The sequence below is a fragment of the Nonomuraea salmonea genome (assembly GCF_042428605.1).
Taxonomy (GTDB): domain Bacteria; phylum Actinomycetota; class Actinomycetes; order Streptosporangiales; family Streptosporangiaceae; genus Nonomuraea; species Nonomuraea salmonea.
In genome coordinates this window covers 621,269-640,921 of the sequence record NZ_JBHMCF010000029.1, presented here as the reverse complement: position 1 = coordinate 640,921, position 19,653 = coordinate 621,269, and the positions used below count along the sequence as shown (strand labels likewise).

The 19,653-nt window shown below is 72.3% G+C and carries 17 protein-coding genes; 5 read left to right on the top strand and 12 right to left on the bottom strand.

Annotated features, from left to right (window positions below; translation table 11 throughout):
* Window positions 1-18 precede the first annotated feature (18 nt).
* Complete coding sequence (locus ACFFR3_RS27060) at window positions 19-270, top strand: metallothionein (RefSeq protein WP_364363256.1); 252 nt, start codon at window positions 19-21, stop codon at window positions 268-270.
* 57 nt (window positions 271-327) lie between these two features.
* On the opposite strand, the gene ACFFR3_RS27055 is transcribed toward ACFFR3_RS27060, so the two are convergent.
* From ACFFR3_RS27055 to ACFFR3_RS27025, 7 genes are all read right to left on the bottom strand, one after another.
* Window positions 328-2,004: an ABC transporter family substrate-binding protein gene (locus ACFFR3_RS27055; protein ID WP_379484046.1), complete on the bottom strand. Its 1,677-nt coding sequence runs from the start codon at window positions 2,002-2,004 to the stop codon at window positions 328-330.
* A 50-nt stretch (window positions 2,005-2,054) separates the two neighbouring features.
* Window positions 2,055-4,079 (bottom strand): dipeptide ABC transporter ATP-binding protein, encoded by a 2,025-nt coding sequence (locus tag ACFFR3_RS27050; RefSeq protein WP_379484045.1) that lies wholly within the window; start codon window positions 4,077-4,079, stop codon window positions 2,055-2,057.
* Entirely contained in the window at window positions 4,076-4,987 is a 912-nt protein-coding gene (locus tag ACFFR3_RS27045; protein ID WP_379484044.1) for an ABC transporter permease, read from the bottom strand. The genes ACFFR3_RS27050 and ACFFR3_RS27045 overlap by 4 nt, the downstream gene beginning before the upstream one ends.
* A complete protein-coding gene (locus ACFFR3_RS27040) occupies window positions 4,984-5,970 on the bottom strand; it encodes an ABC transporter permease (RefSeq protein ID WP_379484043.1) in 987 nt (328 codons plus the stop codon). The genes ACFFR3_RS27045 and ACFFR3_RS27040 overlap by 4 nt, the downstream gene beginning before the upstream one ends.
* Window positions 5,971-6,095: 125 nt before the next feature.
* On the bottom strand, window positions 6,096-8,447 hold the full coding sequence (locus ACFFR3_RS27035) for an AAA family ATPase (RefSeq protein ID WP_364363271.1): 2,352 nt from the start codon (window positions 8,445-8,447) through the stop codon (window positions 6,096-6,098).
* Window positions 8,448-8,511: 64 nt separating this feature from the next.
* On the bottom strand, window positions 8,512-9,408 hold the full coding sequence (locus ACFFR3_RS27030; protein WP_379484042.1) for a haloalkane dehalogenase: 897 nt from the start codon (window positions 9,406-9,408) through the stop codon (window positions 8,512-8,514).
* Window positions 9,409-9,423: 15 nt separating this feature from the next.
* On the bottom strand, window positions 9,424-11,085 hold the full coding sequence (locus ACFFR3_RS27025; RefSeq protein ID WP_364363277.1) for a tetratricopeptide repeat protein: 1,662 nt from the start codon (window positions 11,083-11,085) through the stop codon (window positions 9,424-9,426).
* A gap of 311 nt (window positions 11,086-11,396) precedes the next feature.
* Between ACFFR3_RS27025 and ACFFR3_RS27020 the strand changes: the two genes are divergently transcribed.
* From ACFFR3_RS27020 to ACFFR3_RS27010, 3 genes are all read left to right on the top strand, one after another.
* On the top strand, window positions 11,397-12,926 hold the full coding sequence (locus ACFFR3_RS27020; RefSeq protein ID WP_364363280.1) for an MFS transporter: 1,530 nt from the start codon (window positions 11,397-11,399) through the stop codon (window positions 12,924-12,926).
* Window positions 12,927-12,961: 35 nt separating this feature from the next.
* Window positions 12,962-13,633: a DoxX family protein gene (locus tag ACFFR3_RS27015; RefSeq protein ID WP_364363283.1), complete on the top strand. Its 672-nt coding sequence runs from the start codon at window positions 12,962-12,964 to the stop codon at window positions 13,631-13,633.
* A gap of 262 nt (window positions 13,634-13,895) precedes the next feature.
* Complete coding sequence (locus ACFFR3_RS27010; protein WP_379484041.1) at window positions 13,896-14,348, top strand: OmpA family protein; 453 nt, start codon at window positions 13,896-13,898, stop codon at window positions 14,346-14,348.
* On the opposite strand, the gene sthA is transcribed toward ACFFR3_RS27010, so the two are convergent.
* Complete coding sequence (sthA, locus tag ACFFR3_RS27005; protein ID WP_345387718.1) at window positions 14,332-15,741, bottom strand: Si-specific NAD(P)(+) transhydrogenase; 1,410 nt, start codon at window positions 15,739-15,741, stop codon at window positions 14,332-14,334. The genes ACFFR3_RS27010 and sthA overlap by 17 nt on opposite strands.
* 61 nt (window positions 15,742-15,802) lie before the next feature.
* On the opposite strand from sthA, the gene ACFFR3_RS27000 reads away from it, so the two are divergent.
* A complete protein-coding gene (locus ACFFR3_RS27000) occupies window positions 15,803-16,633 on the top strand; it encodes a PhzF family protein (RefSeq protein WP_364363291.1) in 831 nt (276 codons plus the stop codon).
* Here the strand turns inward: ACFFR3_RS27000 and ACFFR3_RS26995 are convergent.
* Genes ACFFR3_RS26995 through ACFFR3_RS26980 form a run of 4 tightly spaced genes read right to left on the bottom strand, consistent with a single transcriptional unit; the run spans window position 16,623 to window position 19,637 of the window.
* Window positions 16,623-17,489, bottom strand: a complete 867-nt coding sequence (locus tag ACFFR3_RS26995) for a 5-oxoprolinase subunit C family protein (protein ID WP_379484040.1) — start codon at window positions 17,487-17,489, stop codon at window positions 16,623-16,625. The genes ACFFR3_RS27000 and ACFFR3_RS26995 overlap by 11 nt on opposite strands.
* Window positions 17,486-18,103, bottom strand: coding sequence for a 5-oxoprolinase subunit B family protein (locus ACFFR3_RS26990; protein WP_345387717.1), 618 nt, complete (start codon window positions 18,101-18,103; stop codon window positions 17,486-17,488). Before ACFFR3_RS26990 ends, ACFFR3_RS26995 begins: the two co-directional genes overlap by 4 nt.
* Window positions 18,100-18,855 carry a LamB/YcsF family protein gene (locus ACFFR3_RS26985; RefSeq protein WP_379484039.1) on the bottom strand — a complete coding sequence of 252 codons (756 nt, stop codon included), beginning with the start codon at window positions 18,853-18,855 and terminating at the stop codon, window positions 18,100-18,102. The genes ACFFR3_RS26990 and ACFFR3_RS26985 overlap by 4 nt, the downstream gene beginning before the upstream one ends.
* A gap of 23 nt (window positions 18,856-18,878) precedes the next feature.
* Window positions 18,879-19,637 (bottom strand): thioesterase family protein, encoded by a 759-nt coding sequence (locus ACFFR3_RS26980; RefSeq protein ID WP_379484091.1) that lies wholly within the window; start codon window positions 19,635-19,637, stop codon window positions 18,879-18,881.
* Window positions 19,638-19,653 lie beyond the last annotated feature (16 nt).

Here is a 19,653-nt window from a genome sequence, read left to right as displayed (position 1 = left end):
ACTGACGAGGGGATCACCATGGCCGTCTGCGAGACCTGCGGAAACGACTATGACATGGCCTTCGAGGTGCGCGCGCAAGGAGCGACGCACACCTTCGACTGCTTCCAGTGCGCGATCGAGGCCATGGCGCCCATCTGCGAGCACTGCGGCACCAAGGTCATCGGGCACGGCGTGCAGTCCGGCGAGCACTGGTACTGCTGCGCGCACTGCGCCCGCCAGGAGGGCAGCCAGGGCATCGTCGACCGGGTGATGGCCGGCAGCGCCACCTGACCGCGCGAAAGGAAGCCGCCGCGCCAGGAGCGGCGCGGCGGCGAGGACCTCGCGGGCTCAGCCGGTGAAGCCGATGTCCTCGTACTGGAGGTCGAAGAAGCCGCGCGCCCCCACGTTGGCCAGCGACGCGCGCACGGCCACGAGCTGCGGGCGCTGGTAGAGCGGCAGCACGTTCACCAGCGGCCAGAGCAGCTTGTCGGCCTCGTTCGTCGCCGCCCGCGCCCGAGCCGGATCGAGCGTCTGCGCGGCCCTGCTCATGGCCTGGTCGATCTCGGGCGACCCGGTACGGCCGAAGTTGGCGTTCCAGTTCTGGCCGTTCGTCGCGTTGGCGTAGATGCCGTAGCTGCTGGAGACCGGGAACGGCGTGCCGATGTACGCGAACGGGGTGATGTCGAAGTTGCCGGGGATGACGTACTTGGTGAAGAAGTCGTCGCTCGGCACCGCCTTGATGGAGAGCTTCACGCCGATCTGGGCGAGCATGCTCTGCGCCAGCTCGCCCTCGGCCTTACTGATCTGCACCCCCGACGGCACCACGAACCGCAGGTCGAGCGTCCTGCCCTGCTTCTGCCTGACCTGGCCGTTGAGCTTCCAGCCGGCGGCGTCGAGCAGTTGCTTGGCCTTGTCGGGGTTGTAGGCGCCGAGCGCGCTCGCGTTGTCCTGGTAGCCCTCCTGGGTGTTCATGAAGAAGTGGTTGTTCAGCGGGGTGACCGGCCAGTCGAGGCCCTGCAGGTCGGACTGCGCGATGGCCTCCCTGTTGATGCCGAGCTGGATGGCCTGGCGGACCCTGACGTCGGTGAGCAGCGGGCCGGAGCCGTTGAAGGTGAAGTGCCGGAAGTCGGGACCGGCGGCCTGGCGCACCTCGGCACCGGTGGTGGACCTGGCCCGCGCGTAGTCGGGCGCGGACGGGCCGATGTCGATGATGTCGAGCTCACCGTTGCCGAACGCGCTGATCAGGGAGTCCTGCTCGGAGGCGCGGAAGATGATGCGGTCGAGCTTGGACCGCTCGCCCCACCATGCGTCGTCGCGTACCAGGGTGATCGTCTTGGCCGTCTGGTCGAACCCGCCGAACTTGAACGGCCCCGCCGTCACCGGGATCTTGTTGAGCCAGGCGGTGTTGAACGACTCCGCGTCGCGGTTGGTCGCGGCCGGCAGCAGCGGCCCGAACAGCGCCTGCCAGTCGCCGAACGGCCGCGCGAACGTCACCACCACCTCATGGTCGTCCTTGCCCCGCGCGACCTTCTCGATGTCCTGGTAGCCGGTGGAGGAGACGATGCGGTAGTCGGGATCGCGGCCGTTCAGCGCCTGCCACTGCGCCCGGTAGTCGGCCCACGTGATCGGCTTGCCGTCGGACCACTTCGCCTTCGGGTTCAGCCGGTACGTCACCACCTGCTTGGGCTTCGTGCTCGTCACCTGCGCGTCGAGCACGTAGTCGGTCTCTGGCGAGATCTCCGCCTTCTCGTCGGACCTGAACGGCGAGGGCAGCAGCGCGTTGCTGATCACCGCGGCCATCGCGAGATTGCCGTCGACGTGGTTCCTGTTCCACTGGGTCGGGAACTCGTTGATGCCCCAGCGCAGCGTCCCGCCGTCCTTGACCTTCTCGCGCGGCTGCGGGTTGATGTCGAACGCCTTGATCGTCCGCTCGTCACCGGCGCTGTCGGTGGCCCCGGTGCCGCTGCCCTGCTCCTTGCCGCAACCGGCCGGCAGCAGCAGCGTGCCCGCCAGCAGTGCTGACACGACACGATGTGATCGTTTCATCGGCGATTCCCTCCCGGATCGAGCGAGGTCTAGACGACTTCGCGTCTGTCTGCGTAGTGGCAGGCCGCCCCCTGGTCCTCGCCGCCCAGCATGCGCACCTCGGGCTCGGCGTCGACGCAGAGCCGGCGCTCCGCGTCGGTCAGTTCGGCGCGGAACTTGGGGCATCGGGTGCGGAAGCGGCAGCCGGAGGGGGGACGGGCGGGGCTCGGCAGGTCGCCTTCGAGCAGGATGCGCTCGCGGGAGCGCTCGCGTACGGGGTCGGGCAGCGGGATCGCCGACAGCAGCGCCTGCGTGTACGGATGCATCGGCGTGCCGTAGACCGCCTCCACCCGCCCGATCTCGGCGATCCTGCCGAGGTACATCACCGCCACCCGGTCGGCGATGTGCCGCACGACGGCGAGGTCGTGCGCCACGAACAGGTAGGACAAGCCGAGCCTGGTGCGCAGCGAGTCGAGCAGATTGATCACCCCGGCCTGGATCGACACGTCGAGCGCCGAGACCGGCTCGTCCAGCACCAGCAGCCGGGGCTCCAGCGCGAGCGCCCTGGCGATGCCGATGCGCTGGCGCTGGCCCCCGGAGAAGTCCTGCGGGTAGCGGGCGGCGTGGGAAGGGTCGAGGCCGACGAGTGTAAGGAGCTCGCCGACCCGGCGGGCCGGCTCCGGCCTGCCGTGCGTGCGCAGCGGCTCGGCCAGGATGTCGTGCACGGTCATGCGGGGGTCGAGCGAGGCCAGCGGGTCCTGGAAGACGACCTGCATGTCGCGGCGGATCTCGGTGCGCTCGGCCCTGGTGAGGTGCGCGGTGTCGTGGCCGAGCACGACGACGGAGCCCTCCTGGGGCGCGGCCAGCTCAAGGATCTGCGTCAGCGTGGTGGTCTTGCCGCTGCCCGACTCGCCGACCAGGCCGAACGTCTCGCCCTGCCGGATGTCGAAGCTGACGCCGGCCACCGCGTGCACGGTGCCCACCCGGCGCTTGAAGACCGCGCCCTTGAGCAGCGGGTAGTCCTTGACGAGGTGGCGCACCTCCAGCACCGGCCGTTCGCCGCGCGCCCGCAGCCGCACGCCCTCCTCCGGAGCGGCGTGCCTGCCGGGCGGCCTGGGATGCACCTCCTGCCAGCGGATGCAGGCCGCCCGATGGCCCTCGCCGACGTCGTACAGCGGCGGCTCGGCGGCGTCGCACTCGTCGATGCGCATCGGGCAGCGCGGCGCGAACGGGCAGCCGGGCGGCAGCTCGGCGGGCGAGGGCGGGCTGCCCTCGATGGGCGTCAGCGGCTGCCTGGCGCCGGTGTCGACGCGCGGGATCGAGCCGAGCAGACCCACCGTGTACGGCATCCGCGTCCGGTAGAATACGTCGTCCACGCCGCCCACCTCGACGGGCCGGCCGGCGTACATGACGAGCACCCGGTCGGCGAACCCGGCCACCACCCCCAGGTCGTGGGTGATCATGATGATCGCGGCGCCGGTCTTGGCCTGCGCCCGCTTGAGCACCTCCAGCACCTGCGCCTGCACGGTGACGTCGAGCGCCGTGGTCGGCTCGTCGCAGATGATCACGTCGGGGTCGTTGGCGATGGCCATCGCGATCACCACGCGCTGCCGCATGCCGCCGGAGAACTCGTGCGGGAAGGCCAGCGCCCGCTCCGACGGGTGCGGGATCCCGACGAGGTCGAGCAGCTCGACGGCCTTGACCAGCGCGGTCTCCTTGCTGACCCGCTGGTGCACGCGGACGGCTTCGGCGATCTGGTCGCCCACCCGGTAGACCGGGGTGAGCGCGGACAGCGGGTCCTGGAAGACCATCGACATGGTCTTGCCGCGGAAGGCGTTGAGCGCGCGGTCGGGGGCGCCGATCAGCTCGCGGCCGTGCAGGCGTACGGAGCCGGTGACCCGGGCGCGGGGTGGCAGCAGGCCCATCACCGCGGCGCAGGTCAGCGACTTGCCGGAGCCCGACTCGCCGACAATGCCGAGCACCTCGCCAGGACGTACGGCGTAGCTGACCCCGCGGACGGCGGGTACGCCGCCGAACGACACGGTGAGGTCGCCGACCTCCAGCACCGGTTTCATCGCGCCCCCCGGGACGAGGACGGGTCGAAGGCGTCGCGCAGCGCGTCGCCGACGAGGTTGACCGCCAGCACCGTGACCACCAGCAGCCCGGCCACGAACCAGAACGTCCAGGGCGCGTAGACCGCGGTCTTGGAGCCGTCGGCGATGAGCGTGCCGAACGACACGTCGGGCGGCTGGATGCCGAACCCGAAGTACGACAGCGAGGTCTCGGTGAGGATGGCGCTGCTGACGTTGAGCGTGGCGTCCACGATGAGCAGCGAGGACAGGTTGGGGATGATGTGGCGGAAGATGATCCGTACCGGCGGCACGCCCATGTAGCGGGCGGCCTGCACGAACTCGCGCTCCTTGAGCGAGATCGACATCCCGCGCACGATCTTCGAGGTCACCATCCACAGGAACAGCGCCAGCATGATCACGAACAGCGGCCACTGGCCGGAGCCGAACAGCGGCGACAGGATCGCCAGGATGAGGAACGCCGGCAGCACGAGTAGCAGGTCGGTCAGCCAGCTCAGCGCCCGGTCGGTCCAGCCGAGGAAATAGCCGGCGAACGCGCCCACGACCGCCGCCAGCGCCGTGGACACCAGCGCCGCCAGCAGCCCCACGACCAGCGACTTCTGCATGCCGCGCAGAGTGACGGCGAAGACGTCGGAGCCCGTTTGGAGCGTTCCGAACCAGTGACGCGCCGACGGCGGCTGCAGGAACGCGGTGAAGTCCTTGTCGGTGTAGGTCCATGGGCTGAACAGCGGCCCCACGAAGGCGAGCAGGAACATCAGTGCCAGCACCGCGAACCCGATGCGCCCCTGCGTGGAGCGGAAGAACCGGCCGGCGACCACCCGCGTCCTGGACGGCGCCCTGGTCAGCGTGCCGTCGGACAGCTCTTCCGCCAGTTCCTCCTCCGACAGCGTCATCCGGCCCGCACCCTCGGGTCGAGCGCGGCGTGCAGCAGGTCGGCGGCCAGTGAGGCGCACAGCACGGCGATGGCGGCCAGCAGCGAGATGGCGGCCACGGTGTTGACGTCGTTGTTGAAGATCGAGTTGATCAGCTGCTCGCCCAGACCGTGCCAGCCGAAGATCTTCTCGGTGAACGTGGCCCCGGTCAGCAGCGCGCCGAAGGTGAACGCGAAATAGGTCACCACCGGGATCATCGCCGTGCGCAGCGCGTGGCGGGTCAGCGCCTTGCGCCTGCTCAGCCCCTTGGCCCTGGCGGTGCGGACGAAGTCGGCGTCGAGCACGTCGAGCATCATGTTGCGCTGGTAGCGGCTGAACACCGCGATCAGCCCGACCGACAGCGAGATCGTCGGCAGGATCAGGTGTTGCAGCCGGTCGACCACGTGCCCCCAGAAGCCGGTGGTCAGGCCGTCGCTGTATTCGCCGCTGACCAGCAGCACCGGCCGGCCGAACAGGTCCTCGTTGGCCCACGACGCCACCAGGATCAGCATGTTGGCCAGCACGACCACGGGGATCGCCAGCACCAGGAACGACACGCCGGTGGACAGCCGGTCGAACCAGCCGTACTGGCGGACCGCGGCCAGCGCGCCGGTGAGCACGCCGAGCAGGCTGCCGCACACCAGGCCCAGGATGACCAGCCGGAACGTCACGCCCATGCGGCGCTTGAGATCCTCGTTGACCGGCGAGCCCGCGACCGTCTTGCCGAAGTCGCCGCGCAGCACCCCGCCCGCCCACGTCGCGTAGCGCTGCAGCAGCGGCGTCTTGTCGTTGAGGTTGAGCGCCGTGAGCTGGGCGTCCACGACGCCGGGCGGCGGCTTGGGCGTGCGGTCGGCGTAGTTGGAGCGCGGGTCGAGCGCCATGGCCGCCAGCAGGTAGGCGAGACTGGCGGCCACGACGACGAGCACGGCGTAGTTGAGCAGCCTGCGGGCCAGGAACCCCGCCATCGCTCCCCCTCCTACGCGGCCACAGATACGACACGCCACCGAATGTGGCCCATCGTAGTCATATAGCTACACGATGTGAGGGGCGCGGCGCACCTGATGCGTCAAAGAAAGTCAGCGCCCGGCTCTCAGCGTCCGGCCAGCTCATCCACCGCCGTGCGGACGTCCTCACTGGTGATCGTGGTGAGGTCGGCCGCGCTGGCCGAGCCGCCGCGCGCCGCGTGCGCGGCCAGCCGCACGTCGCGGCGCATGGCCGCGCGCTCGAACAGCGAACGCGCGAAGCGGCCGTTGCCGAGCCCGTCGATCAGCCGCTCCTCGCACACCCAGGCGAACACCTCGTCGAGCCTGCTCAGCGCCTCGTCGTCGAAGGTGTCGCCGGATTTCTCGGCCAGCAGCACCGCGATCTGCGACAACTCGGCGGGTGAGTAGCTGGGGAAGGCGACGCGCTGGTTGAAGCGGCTGGCCAGACCGGGGTTGGTGGCGAGGAAGGCGTCCATCTCGCGCTCGTAGCCGGCCAGCACGATGACGAGCCGGTCGCGGTCGTCCTCGGCCCGCTTGAGCAGGGCCTGAACGGCCTCGGCGCCGAACGCGTCGCCGCCCTGGTAGCCGGAGTTGACCAGGCTGTAGGCCTCGTCGATGAACAGCACGCCGCCGAGCGCCCGGTCGACCAGCTCGTTGGTCTTGATCGCGGTCGAGCCGAGGTGCTGGCCGACCAGGTCGGCGCGGTGCGCCTCGACGACGTCGGGCCTGGCCAGCAGGCCGAGCGCGGCGAAGACGCGGCCGAGCACGCGGGCCACCGTGGTCTTGCCTGTGCCGGGCGGGCCGGTGAAGACGAAGTGGCGCATCTGCTGCGGCGTGGGCAGGCCGCGCTCCTGGCGCATCCTGGCCACCTGGAGCTGGGCGGCGATGGCGTGCACCTGCCGCTTGACCGGGGCGAGCCCGGCCATCCTGTCGAGGTCGGCGAGCGCCTCCTCCAGCGTGGGCGTGGCGACGTAGCCGCGGAAGCGGGCGGTCAGCTCGTCGAACGCCTTGGTGACGTCGGGCGTGGTGGTGGTGACGAGGTCCTGCGTGGTCGGGGTGCCGCCGGCGCCCACCACGCGCACGTCGCGGGCCTGCGCGGCGGCCTCGACCAGGCTGCGCGCGAAGCGGGCGTTGCCCAGCTCGTCGACCAGGCCGCGGCGGTGGACGTCCTCGTAGAGGCCGAGCAGCGCGCGCCGGGTCTCGGGCGCCATCGTGTCGCCCCTGCGGCGCTGCAGCAGCTCGGTGACCTCGACCAGCTCGGCGGGGGAGTAGCCGGGGAAGCGCACCCGGGTGGCGAACCTGCTGGCCAGCCCGGGGTTGCTGGACAGGAACGCGCTCATCTCCTGCTCGTAGCCGGCCAGGATGATGATCAGCCGGTCGCGGTCGTCCTCGGCCCGCTTGAGCAGGGTCTGCACGGCCTCGGCGCCGAACCGGTCGGGCTGGCCGTCGGAGGAGTTGACCAGCCCGTACGCTTCGTCGATGAACAGCACGCCGCCGAGCGCCCGGTCGACCAGCTCGTTGGTCTTGATCGCGGTCGCGCCAAGGAACTCGCCCACCAGGTCGGCCCGCTGCGCCTCGACGACGTAGGGGGTCTCCAGCAGGCCGAACGCGTAGAAGATCTTGGCGAGTGCGCGGGCGACGCTGGTCTTGCCGGTGCCGGGCGGACCGACGAAGACGAAGTGCCTGGTGGGGCGGCCGGTGGTGTAGCCGGCCTCGGCGCGCAGGCGGCCGGCCTCGATGGAGGCGGCGATCGAGCGCACCTGCTCTTTGACCGGCTGCAGGCCGATCATGCTCTCCAGCTCGCCGAGCGCCTCCTCGACGGAGATCTGCGGCGGCGCGCCCTGCTTGTCCTGGGGCGACTCGGGCCGGCCCTCGCGCACCCGTACGCGGACCTGCTGCTCCTCCGCGGCGGCGGCCTCGGCCTTGACCCGGCGGGCCACCAGGAACCGCTGCACCAGCACGGCCGCGGCGGCGGCGTACGCGACCCAGACCGCGGCGCCGTCGGACACGGGTGAGATCGCGGCGGCGAGCACCCCCGCGGGGGCGAGCGCCGTCAGCGTGGTCAGCCACGGCGTCACCCAGCGGATCAGGTGGGCGGCCCCGGCGACCGGCAGGGAGAGCGCGACCATGAGGTGCACGGTGAAGGCGCCGGTGGGGAACAGCGTTGTGAAGACCACCAACGCCAGCGCGACCCAGCCCGCGACGACCAGTGCGGTCGCGGCGGCCCTGGGGAAGCGCATGGTCAGCGCCACGAAGGCGAGCAGCAGCACCACCACGGGGAAGGCATCCATAAGCTGCCAACCAAGTGCCGCGCCGACGCCCATGGCGGCCACGAGCACGACCGCGTAGAGGACCCGGCGCACGGCCGGGGGAATCTGGAAATAACGCAGCCGAACCTTTTCGAACAGATCCCGCGCCGCGGCCTTCCCCGCGGTCTGGGTCCTGCCGGACTCACGCATCACGCCTCCCCGGTCCGCCCCCGGTTATACCGCACCAGGCCGACAGTTGGGCGGTCCTGACACGCTAGGTGGAGGTCACGAAAAGGGCTATCCGGCGGCCGAGCTCGGCGCCCGCGTCCTCTTGCAGGAAGTGCCCCGCGTCTTTGATCTCGGGATGCCGCAGGCCCGCGGCGCCGCGCAGCGACCTCTTGAGCACGGGCGCCATGCCGCCGGTGATCGGGTCACTGTCGGAGAAGGCCACCAGCACCGGCCGGTCGAGCGTGGTGAGGATCTCCCAGGCAGCGCGGTTGGCGGGCGCCGCGGGGTCGTCGGGCGTGTTGGGCACGAGACCGGGCATGGCGCGCGGCCCCGCCTTGTAGGACTCGTCGGGAAACGGCGCGTCGTAGGCCGCCCGCACCTCGGGCGCCAGCTTGGTCGTGCAGCCCGCCTGGATCAGCCGGGCGATGTCCAGCACCGGCGCCTTGCGGACCGCGTCCCTGAACCGGTGCCACACCTCGGGCATGGGAATGTCACCCGTCGGCAAGCCCGTGTTGGCCGCGACGATCCGCGCCACCCGGCCGGGGTGCTCGGCGGCGATGCGCAGCCCGATGAGGCCGCCCCAGTCCTGGCCGGCGATCGTCACGCCGGTCAGGCCGAGCGCGTCGAACAGCAGGGCCCTGGTCCACTCGACGTGCCTGGCGTAGCTGTGGCCGGTCTGCTCGGCGGGCTTGTCGGAGCGGCCGAACCCGATCAGGTCGGGCGCGATGGCGCGCAGCCCCGCCGCGGTCAGCTCGGGAATGACGTGCCGGTAGAGGAAGGACCAGCTCGGCTCGCCGTGCAGCAGGACGACGGGCTCGCCGTCGGCGGGGCCCGCCTCGACGTACGCCATCCGCAGCCCGTCGCCGACCTCGGCGTAGCGCGGCTCGTAGGGGAAGTCGGGCAGTCCGGCGAAGCGCTCTTCAGGGGTGCGCAGAATCCGCATAGAACAACATTCTACTCAGCGGCGCTGGTGCCGCCCGGGGAACTCGCCGACGAGCACCTGCTTGGGCGTCACCCACAACACGTCGGAGTCGGCCTGCGCCACGCCGCGCACCTCCACCCAGAACCGCCGCTGCAACGGGTCCGCGGCGAACACCGCCACGCGCGGGTCGTCCTCGATGGCCTGCCACGCCTCGGTCTCGGCGATCAGCCGCAGCTCGCCGGCCGAGGTGACGGTCGCCACCGCGCCGGCGACGCGGGGCCCGAGCGCGTCGCCGTACGACAGGACGATGCTGCGGGCGTAGGAGAAGGTCTGGCGGACGTCGGAGTCGAGCGGGACGGAAGGCTCCGCGCCCATCGGCAGATCGCACATGAGCATCGAGGAGCGCCACGGCCCGGGACCGCCGCGCCACCAGGCGAGCAGCGCGCGTCCCGCGAACACCGCCGCCGCCGCGAGCAGCGCCCCCAGCCCGGCGCGCCACGCCCACGCCTGCCCCAGCAGCCCGCCCGCCGCGCACGCCACCGCGCCCAGCACCACCAGCGCCGACGCGACGGCCAGCGCCCTGTCACCCTGCCCTCGCGCCCGCAGATACCCCCGCACCAGCGGGTACGGCACCGCGACGGCGGCCACCACCGCCCGCGGCTCCACCACCAGCGCCCCGGCCACCAGCGTCACCAGCACCGACCACGTCCTGCCGAGCACGATCCACAGCAGCACGCCGGTGTTCCGCCTGGCCGCCCGCTCGGCCGCCCGCGCGGGCAGCGTCCCGGCCAGCGCGGGCAGCGGACGCCCCCGCCACGTCTCCGCCAGCGCTCGTACGCCCGCCAGCGCCGGCCAGCTCAGCACCACGTAACCGGCCAGCCCCGCCCACACCGGGTCGAAGGCGCGCGGCAGAGCCGGTACGGCGCCCAGCAGCAGCCAGGCCGCGAACGCCGGCACCGCCAGGGCCGCCGACACCACCGACCCCCCGAGCCAGGGGTCCCGGCGCAGCATCGCCTTCGCGTACGACCAGACCGCCACCCGCCGCGCCTGCCGGACGGTGAGCGGCACCAGCAGCACCAGCACCGCGAACCCGCCGAGCCGCGCCTGCGCGCCCCAGTCCAGCAGCAGCGCGCACGCCGCGACGGCCAGCGTGGCCACCGCGAGCAGCAGCCTGACCTGGCGCGACCAGACCTCCAGCGCCCGCCTGGCCCGCCCTGTCTCGCGCGGCCCGACAGGCCAGGCCGGGTCGTGATGGGCGCGCGGCGGATCCCACCGCAGCAGGGCCAGGCCCAGGTTGACGCGGGCCTGCGGGTCTTCGGGGTCGAGCGCGAGCGCCGCCCGGTACGAGCGCGCCGCGCGTACGTGCTCGCCGCGCAGCAGCGCCAGGTCGCCCAGCATGACCGCGGGCCCCGGCTGCTCGGGCGCGAACTTCCCGGCCAGGATCGCGTGCTCCACGGCCTCCTGCCAGCGGCCGGGAACTCGGCGCAGCACGGCGGCCAGGCGCAGCCGGGCGGGCCACGAGCCGCGCGAGAGTTCCACGGCCCGCTCGGCGGCGGGCAGGGCGTCGGCGTCGCGGCCGAGCCGCTCGTGGGCGAGGCTGATGAGCCGGTAGGGCCACTCGGCGCCCGGCTCGCGGTCGGCGGCGTTCTTGGCGGCTTCGAGCGCTGACTCGGGGCGGCCGGCGTTCAGCCTGGTCACGGCCTCTTCGCACCATTCGCGGGAGGACCGGTCGGAGGGATGGGTGGTTGTGTCACGTCCTTCGGTCCCCACACGTACCATGATCGGCTCCGATCCGAGCGATGGATAGATGCCGACATATGGCTGTATCTCTCTAGAGAGGTCGGGGGCGGCCGTGGATCGTCCGATACCGCTATGACAAGTGCCTGACATGGCCTAAGCTGCCACGCAAGCCGGAGCGCCGGAGCCAGGACACCCCACCGCGCTTCCGCCCCCGGTCGATTACCAGCACGTGCGGGCCCTGTGATTCGGATCGGCCTGCAAGGAGGCCCATGACCGTCACACAGGCCGCACCCCTCGTCCGCGTCGCCGACCGGGATCCTCGTGACCGCCGCTGGTCCATCCTGGTGCTGCTCTGTCTGAGCCTGCTGCTCATCACGGTCGACGCGACCGTTCTGCACATCGCGGTGCCCGCGCTCACGGCCGCGCTCGAACCCTCCGCGGTGCAGCTCCTGTGGATCATCGACATCTACTCGCTGGTCGTCGCGCCGCTGCTGATCATGTTCGGCACGCTGGGGGACAAATACGGCCGCAAGCGGCTGGTGCTGTGCGGTTTCGTGCTGTTCGGGGTGGCCTCGGCCGGGGCCGCGTTCGCCCCGACGCCGCTGACCCTCATCCTCGCCAGGGCGCTGCTCGGCGTGGGCGGCGCGATGATCATGCCGGCCACGCTGTCGCTGATCCGCCAGGTCTTCACCGACCGGCGCGAGCGGGCCATCGCGCTCGGCGTCTGGAGCGCGGTCGCCGCCGCCGGCGCCGCCGTCGGGCCGCTCATCGGCGGCGTGCTCGTCGGCCTCTGGTGGGGCGCGGTCTTCCTCATCAACGTGCCGATCCTGCTGGTGCTGCTGCCCGCCGCCGTACGCCTGCTGCCCGAGTCGCGCGAGCGCCCCGACCGGCCATGGGACGTCGCCAGCGCGATCCTGTCGGTGCTCGGCATCCTGGCGCTGGCCTTCGGCCTGAAGGAGGCCGGCTCCGGCAGCCTCATGCCGCTGTGGGCCTCGGTGCTGGTGTTCTTCTCCGGGGTGGGGCTGCTCGTGGCGTTCGTCCGCCGCCAGACGCGGCTGCGCGAGCCGTTCCTGGAGGTCGGCCTGTTCCGGCGGCGGTCGTTCACCACCGGCGTCACCGGCGTGCTGCTCGGCGTGTTCGCGCTGGTCGGGCTGCAGCTCATGCTCGCCCAATACCTGCAGCTCGTGCTCGGCGACAGCCCGGTGCGCGCGGCGCTGCGCATGCTGCCCCTGGTCGCCTCGGCCATCGCGGGCGGTCTCGCCGCCGCCCACATCCTGCCCAGGATCGGCATGCGGGCCACGATGAGCGGCGGGCTCGGCCTCGTCGCGTTCTCCCTGACCCCCACGCTGACCTGGGGCGTCGAGGGGCATCCCGTGATGCTCGCGTGCTGCTTCGTGGGCATCGGCTTCGGCGTGCAGGTGGCGCTGCTCGCCGCGTCCGACACGATCATGGCCGCCGCCCCCGAGTCGCAGGCGGGTGGCGCGGCGGCGATCGAGGAGACCGCGTACGAGCTGGGCGCCGGACTCGGCGTGGCGGTGCTCGGCACGATCACCGCCATCGTCTACGCCCCCGGGCTCCCGTCCGTCCCCGGCGTGCCGGCGGGCGGCATGGACGAGGCCCGCCAGTCGCTCGCCTCGGCCGCCCACGTCGCGAACCAGCTCGGCGGCCAGACCGGCGGCGCGCTGCTCGACGCCGCCCGGTGGGCCTTCGTCAACGCCCTGCACACGACCGTGGTCGTGAGCGTCGTCCTGCTCGGCCTGACCGCCGTCGTGGTGGCCATGCTGCTCAGCCGTGATTGAGGTGTGCCATGTCCCGATTAGGGCAGACAACTACCGTGAAACAGTCCCTACGTGATCTTGCCGCGCTGGTCGCCCGGTTAGGCGTGGGCGGGATCTTCTTCGCCAACGGCTGGGCCAAGCTCGAAGACGGCCTGAAGATCACCGGGGCGAAGTTCCTGGAGCAGGGCGCCCCCGCCCCTGGCGCCTGGGCCACGGTCACCATGCTCGCCGAGCTCATCGGCGGCGCGCTGCTCATCGCCGGGCTCGCGGTCTCCATCACGGGGCTGATCCTCTTCGCCGAGGCGCTGGCCGTCTTCCTGGTCGCGCCCCCGCTCAACCCCATCAGCCTGAACGAGCTCATCCTCCTCGGCGCGGCCAGCCTGCTGCTCGCCGTCGTCGGCGCGGGCCGCGTGTCGGTCGATCACATGGTCGTCATCAGGCGCAGGGAGTCGCAGGCGGCCGACGAGTTCGCCGCCGACACCGAGGCCGACCGCGTGATCGCCGCGCTCAAGGAGCCCGAGGAGAAACCCGCGGAACCGGCTCCGGCTCCGGCTCAGAAGACGGAGGAGGCCCCCTCCTCGTCCGAGGACACCGCGCCCCACCCGAAGCCGCGTACCACGGCCAAGGAGCCGGGCAACGGCGAGGAGGTCACGACCGCGCCGGGAGACACGCTGGTGGCGGGCCGCAAGAAGCCCGCGCCGCGCAACCGCCGCCCCTCCACGGACTGATCGAATACCCCTGGGGTTTCCGCGCGGGCGGCGTTGGACTCCCCGACGCATCAGACCACCGCACCTTCGACCGCGCCGACCGCCGCGAGCGCTTCGTCAACCTCACCTTCACCGCCACCGTGCTGGAGGAGGGCGCCCCGCTGGGCTGGCAGGTGAACAACGCGTTCGCCGCCGTGCCCAACCCGCATCCGGCCGTGGACGGCGTCCACCTCGTGGACGTCAACCGTCGACGTGCACATTCCGACCGTGGGGGCGCTGGCCGATGTACCGATCGCTCAGCGTCGCCGCGGCGATCCTGCTGCCCGGCGGACCGGCTCAGCAGGAGGAGCCCGTACGTCCGCCGCTCGCGGGGGAGGCGCCCGCCACCGCGCCGGTCCTCGACCTCGGCGGCAAGGTGATCGACATCGCCGAGCGCGTCTCCAACCTGGACGAGTCGGTGACGAACGAGACCAGCGGCACGCGCCGGACGATCACCGTGGCCGCCGACGTGCTGTTCGCCTTCGGCAAGGCCACGCTCACCGGCAAGGCCAAGAGCCGACTCGCCGAGACGGCCGAGGTGCTGAAGCCGAGTTCACCGCCGAGGGGTACGGCGAGGCCGACCCGCTGGCCCCCAACGCCCTGCCGGACGGCGGCGACGACCCCAAGGGCCGCGCCAAGAACCGCAGGGTGGAGGTCGCCTTCGCCAGGTGAGGGGGCCTCTACAGGTCAGCGGTGAGCCGGGCGACCGTGCGCATCTTGTTCATCGCGTCCAGCGCCGCCACCTTGTACGACTCCGCCAGCGTCGGATAGTTGAACACCGCGTTGACCAGGTAGTCGACCGTGCCGCCGCACCCCATGACGGTCTGCCCGATGTGCACCAGCTCGGTGGCGCCCGTGCCGAACACGTGCACGCCGAGCAGCCGCCGGTCCTCGGAGGACACCAGCAGCTTGAGCATGCCGTACGAGTCGCCGATGATCTGCCCCCTGGCCAGCTCCCGGTAGCGCGAGATGCCCACCTCGAACGGCACCTTGTCGCGGGTCAGCTCGTCCTCCGAGCGGCCGACGAAGCTGATCTCGGGGATGGTGTAGATGCCGATGGGCGGCAGCTCGGCCAGGTCGCCCGACGGCTCGCCGCAGGCGTGCTGCGCGGCCAGCCTGCCCTGCTCCATCGAGGTGGCGGCCAGCGCGGGGAAGCCGATCACGTCGCCGACGGCGTAGATGTGGGGCACCTCGGTGGCGAAGTTCTCGTCCACCTTGATCCGGCCGCGGTCGTCGGCGGACAGCCCGGCGGCCTCCAGGCACAGCTCGGCGGTCTTGCCCTGGCGGCCGGCCGAGTACATGACGCAGTCGGCCGGAATGATCTTGCCGCTCTCCAGCAGGGTCAGCGCGCCGCGCGGGCGGCGCTCGACGGCCGCCACGTTCTCGCCGAACCGGAAGGTGACCGCGAGGTCGCGCAGGTGGTACTTCAGCGCCTCGACGATCTCCAGGTCGCAGAACTCCAGCATGCGCTCGCGCCGCTCGATCACGGTCACCTTGGTGCCGAGCGCGGCGAACATGGAGGCGTACTCGATGCCGATCACCCCGGCGCCCACCACGACCAGCGTCTCGGGCACCCGGTCGAGCCGCAGGATCGCGTCGGAGTCGATCACGGTCTTGTCGTCGAACTCGACGCTCGCCGGCCGGGCCGGCGAGGTGCCGGTCGCGATCACGATCTTGTCGGCGGTGACCTTCTTCTCGTCCTGGTCCTCGCCGCTGATGCCGATCGTGTACGGGTCGAGGAAGCGGCCGGTGCCCTGGAGCACCGTCACGTGGTTGCGGGCCAGCTGCGCACGGATCACCTGGATCTCCCGGCCGATCACGTGCTGGGTGCGCATGCCGAGGTCGGTGACCGTGATCTCGTCCTTGACGCGGTAGCTGGCGCCGTACAGCTCCCGCTGGTTGAGCCCCGTCAGATAGAGGACGGCCTCGCGCAGCGTCTTCGACGGGATCGTGCCCGTGTTGATGCACACGCCGCCGATCATGTTCCGTTTCTCGATCACCGCCACACGCTTGCCGAGTTTCGCGGCCGCGATCGCCGCCTTCTGCCCGCCCGGTCCCGAGCCCAGGACCACCACATCGAAGTCCGCCACGCCGTCCAGTCTGCGGGGTCGCCCGTGCGGCGGAAAAGACCCCTCTGGGAGACTCCGGGGTATGTCTCGCAGATTCACACAGGTCGACGTCTTCGCCGCCACTCCGTACCTCGGCAACGCGCTCGCGGTCGTCATCGACGCCGACGGGCTGAGCACGGAGGAGATGCAGCGCTTCGCCCGATGGACGAACCTGTCGGAGACCACCTTCCTGCTGCCGCCCACCAGCGGGGAGGCCGACTACCGGGTGCGCATCTTCACCCCCGACCGCGAGTTGCCCTTCGCCGGGCATCCCACGCTGGGCTCCTGCCACGCCTGGCTGGAGGCGGGCGGCGTGCCGCGCAAGGAGGGCGAGGTGGTGCAGGAGTGCGAGGCCGGGCTCGTGCCGCTGCGCGTCACCGGCGACGGCCTGGCCTTCGAGGCGCCGCCGCTGATCCGCTCGGGACCGGTGGACGAGGAGCTGCTCGGCCGGGTCGCCGGCGCGCTCGGCATCGAGCGCGCCGACATCGTGGCCGCCGAGTGGGCCGCCAACGGCCCCCACTGGATCGGGGTGCTGCTGGCGGACGCCGAGCAGGTGCTGGCGCTGCGCCCCGGCACGGTGCCGGAGGACATCGGCGTCGTGGGTCCCCACCCCGAGGGGTCGGAGTGCGCGTTCGAGGTGCGGGCGTTCTTCCCGCAGAACGGCGCCACCGTCGAGGACCCCGTGACCGGGAGCCTGAACGCCGCGCTCGCCCAGTGGCTGCTGCGCACCGGCCGGGCGAGCGCCCCCTACGTCGCCTCGCAGGGCACCGTGATCGGCAGGCGGGGCCGCGTGCACGTCTCCACCGACGCCGAGGGCCGGATCTGGGTCGGCGGCGCGGTCACGACCTGCGTCACGGGCACGCTCAACCGCTGAGCTGCTGCGCGAGCGTGAAGCGGACCTCGTCGCCTGGCCGCAGCTGGGCCGCGACCGGCAGGTCGGCGGCCAGCACCACCGCTATCACCGGGTAGCCGCCGGTGGGCGGGTGGTCGGCGAGGAAGACGATCGGCTGCCCGCTCGGCGGCACCTGCACCGCCCCGGTCACCATGCCCTCGCTCGGCAGCTCGCCCTCCCTGGCCCGCGCCAGCTCGGGTCCGTGCAGCCGCACGCCGACGCGGTTGCTGTCCTGGCTCACCTCGTACGGCCGCCCGCACAGCACCTCCAGCGCCCCGCCCGCGAACCAGTCGTCGCGCGGCCCCGGCACCACCCGCAGCACGGCGGGCCGCGGCCCCGGCAGCGGCGCCTGGTCCACGGTGATCAGTCCGTCGGCCGCGCCGACCGGCAGCGTGTCGCCGGACCGCAGCGGCGGGGGCCCGAGCCCGGACAGCGAGTCGGTCGACCTGCTGCCGAGCACCGGCCCGACCGCGATGCCGCCGCGCACCGCCACGTACGTACGCAGCCCTGTCTCGGGCATCCCGAAGCTCAGCTCGGCTCCGGCGGGCACCCAGAACGGCGCCCCCATGCCGGGCCGCACCCCGGAGGCGCCCGCCGTCCGCACCTCCAGCGGCGCCCCCGTCACCGCCACCCACGCCGCGTCCGCGAACCGCAGCCGCGCCCCGCCGAACGTCAGCTCGACTCCTGCCAGCCACTCGGCGTTGCCGACCAGCCGGTTGGCCAGCTTCAGCGCGGGCGCGTCGGCCGCGCCCGAGCACGGCACGCCCAGATGCGCGAACCCCGGCCGCCCGAGATCCTGGACGGTCGCATAAGGACCCGGCGCCACGACCTCGATCATGCGACCTCGAACCGCACCCGCGTGCCCGGCCTGAACAGCGACGGCGGATCGGCGGAAACGTCCCACACCCGCACCGACGTCCGCCCGAGCAGCCGCCAGCCGCCAGGCGACGCCGTCGGATAGACCGCCGAGTAGGGTCCCGCGACGGCCACGGAGCCCGCGGGCACCGACGTGCGCGGCGTGTCCAGCCGGGGCATCTCCAGCACCGGGTCGAGCCCGGTCAGGTAGGCGAAGCCGGGGGCGAACCCCAGCCACCCCACCACCAGCTCACGCCCGGTGTGCCGGTCGATCACCTCCGCCACGGAGAGCCGGGCCAGCTCGGCCACGGACTCCAGGTCGGCCCCGTCGTAGACGACGGGAATGGTGACGACAGGCCGTTCGCGGCCTTCGTCCGCCGCCGTCTTGCCGCTCTCCTCGCTTACGACCGATTCGAGCCGCGCCCGCAACCGCCCCTGATCCGCGCCAGGCGCCACCACCAGCACCGTCGCGGGCCCTGGCACGATCTCCACGACGCCCGCCGGCCGCGCCGCGCGCAACGCCGCGTCGACGCGGTGCGACAGCTCCAGCGAGCCCGTCTCCACGAGCAGCCCGTGCTCCCCGGCCGTGCGGATCACGCGAACGCCTGCAGGACCACTCCGGCGGCCAGCAGCGCGTCGCGCACCCCCTGCGCCAGCCTGACCGCGTCAGGCGTGTCGCCGTGGACGCAGATGGAACGCGCGGAAAGAGGCACGGAACTGCCGTCAGCGGCCGTCACAGAGCCTTCCACGGCCATCTGGCGGGCGCGGGCGGCCACCGCCTCGGGGTCGTGGATGACCGACCCCGGCTCGCGGCGCGGCACCAGCATGCCCGCCGGCGTGTACGCCCGGTCGGCGAACGCCTCGCTCACCGTCGGCACCCCCTCGGAAGCCGCCACCCGGTGCACCACCGAGCCCGGCAGGGTCAGCACCGGCAGCGCGGGGTCGTAGTCGGCGACCGCCTCGATCACCGCCATGGCCTGCTCCTCGTCGCGGCAGATCCGGTTGTAGAGCGCGCCGTGCGGCTTGACGTAGGAGACCCGCCCGCCCATCGCCCTGGCGATGCCGTCGACGGCGGCGAGCTGGTAGAGCACCTCGGCGCACAGCTCCTCCGGCTCGACCTCCATCTCCCTGCGCCCGAAGTGGGCCAGGTCGCGATAGGACACCTGCGCCCCGATCGACACCCCGCGGTCCACGGCCGCCGCGCACGTGCGCCTGATCGTCACCGGGTCGCCCGCGTGGAAGCCGCAGGCCACGTTGGCGCTCGTGACGACGTCGAGCAGCGCGAGGTCGTCGCCGAGCCGCCAGATGCCGAAACCCTCGCCCAGGTCAGCGTTCAGGTCGATCACCATGGCACCCATCATGGCGGGTACGGCTACCTCGGCGCGACGAACAACGTCTGCGTGGCCGCGCCGACCTCACCGCTCTCGTCGTACAGGGTGCTCCGGGTCAGGCCGCGGCCGGACGGTCCGACGACGGTCTCCGCGTCCATGCAGACCCATTCGCCCGCCGGCGCGCGGAACAGCGAGATCGTCAGATCGACGTTCACGAACACGTGCGTGCCGAAGCTCAGGGCGGCGCTGATGCCGTTGCCGCTGTCGGCGAGCACCGCCACCCGCTCGAACGGCGCCGGCTCCTCGCCCTCGACCAGCGGCACGCGCAGCCTGCCCCACGCCGTCGCGGGGCCCGTCTCACCGGGGCCGCCCGCGACGAACCGCCACTCCATCGCCCGCCCGTAGCCGAAGTCGGTGGCCAGCCAGGAGCCGTCGGGCTCGACGGAGCGCGGGGGAGCGGGCGGGGCGGCGCCGCCCACCGGGGGCATCTCCTCCGTACGGATGCGCCAGGCCGTGGCCCTGACGTATTCGCGGCCGCCCGACGACACGCTCGCCGACAGGCACTGCACCCGCTTGCCGTCGCGTACGACGTCGGTCGTGACCTCGAGCTCGGCCACCGGCACCGGCGCGAACACGTCGGCCACCAGCCGGGACGGCTCCAGCCCCGGGCGCGGCGCGGTCTGGGCCAGCTCGTGCGCGATCAGCGCGGCGACCGGCCCCATGTGCTGCGTGCGAGGATCCCAAGGACCTTGTGTGTGCTCCGACGCCAAGTAGCGGCCGCGGGCAAGTCGCCGGTACATCGCCATGGATGAAGAC

What these genes read in the sequence shown, in the direction of transcription:
- ACFFR3_RS27060 (WP_364363256.1), top strand. Translation starts at nt 19, where the DNA reads ATGGCCGTCTGCGAGACCTGCGGAAACGACTATGACATGGCCTTCGAG.
- ACFFR3_RS27050 (WP_379484045.1), bottom strand. Translation starts at nt 4,079, where the DNA reads ATGAAACCGGTGCTGGAGGTCGGCGACCTCACCGTGTCGTTCGGCGGC.
- ACFFR3_RS27045 (WP_379484044.1), bottom strand. Translation starts at nt 4,987, where the DNA reads ATGACGCTGTCGGAGGAGGAACTGGCGGAAGAGCTGTCCGACGGCACG.
- ACFFR3_RS27040 (WP_379484043.1), bottom strand. Translation starts at nt 5,970, where the DNA reads ATGGCGGGGTTCCTGGCCCGCAGGCTGCTCAACTACGCCGTGCTCGTC.
- ACFFR3_RS27035 (WP_364363271.1), bottom strand. Translation starts at nt 8,447, where the DNA reads ATGCGTGAGTCCGGCAGGACCCAGACCGCGGGGAAGGCCGCGGCGCGG.
- ACFFR3_RS27030 (WP_379484042.1), bottom strand. Translation starts at nt 9,408, where the DNA reads ATGCGGATTCTGCGCACCCCTGAAGAGCGCTTCGCCGGACTGCCCGAC.
- ACFFR3_RS27020 (WP_364363280.1), top strand. Translation starts at nt 11,397, where the DNA reads ATGACCGTCACACAGGCCGCACCCCTCGTCCGCGTCGCCGACCGGGAT.
- ACFFR3_RS27010 (WP_379484041.1), top strand. Translation starts at nt 13,896, where the DNA reads ATGTACCGATCGCTCAGCGTCGCCGCGGCGATCCTGCTGCCCGGCGGA.
- ACFFR3_RS27000 (WP_364363291.1), top strand. Translation starts at nt 15,803, where the DNA reads ATGTCTCGCAGATTCACACAGGTCGACGTCTTCGCCGCCACTCCGTAC.
- ACFFR3_RS26995 (WP_379484040.1), bottom strand. Translation starts at nt 17,489, where the DNA reads ATGATCGAGGTCGTGGCGCCGGGTCCTTATGCGACCGTCCAGGATCTC.
- ACFFR3_RS26985 (WP_379484039.1), bottom strand. Translation starts at nt 18,855, where the DNA reads ATGGTGATCGACCTGAACGCTGACCTGGGCGAGGGTTTCGGCATCTGG.
- ACFFR3_RS26980 (WP_379484091.1), bottom strand. Translation starts at nt 19,637, where the DNA reads ATGTACCGGCGACTTGCCCGCGGCCGCTACTTGGCGTCGGAGCACACA.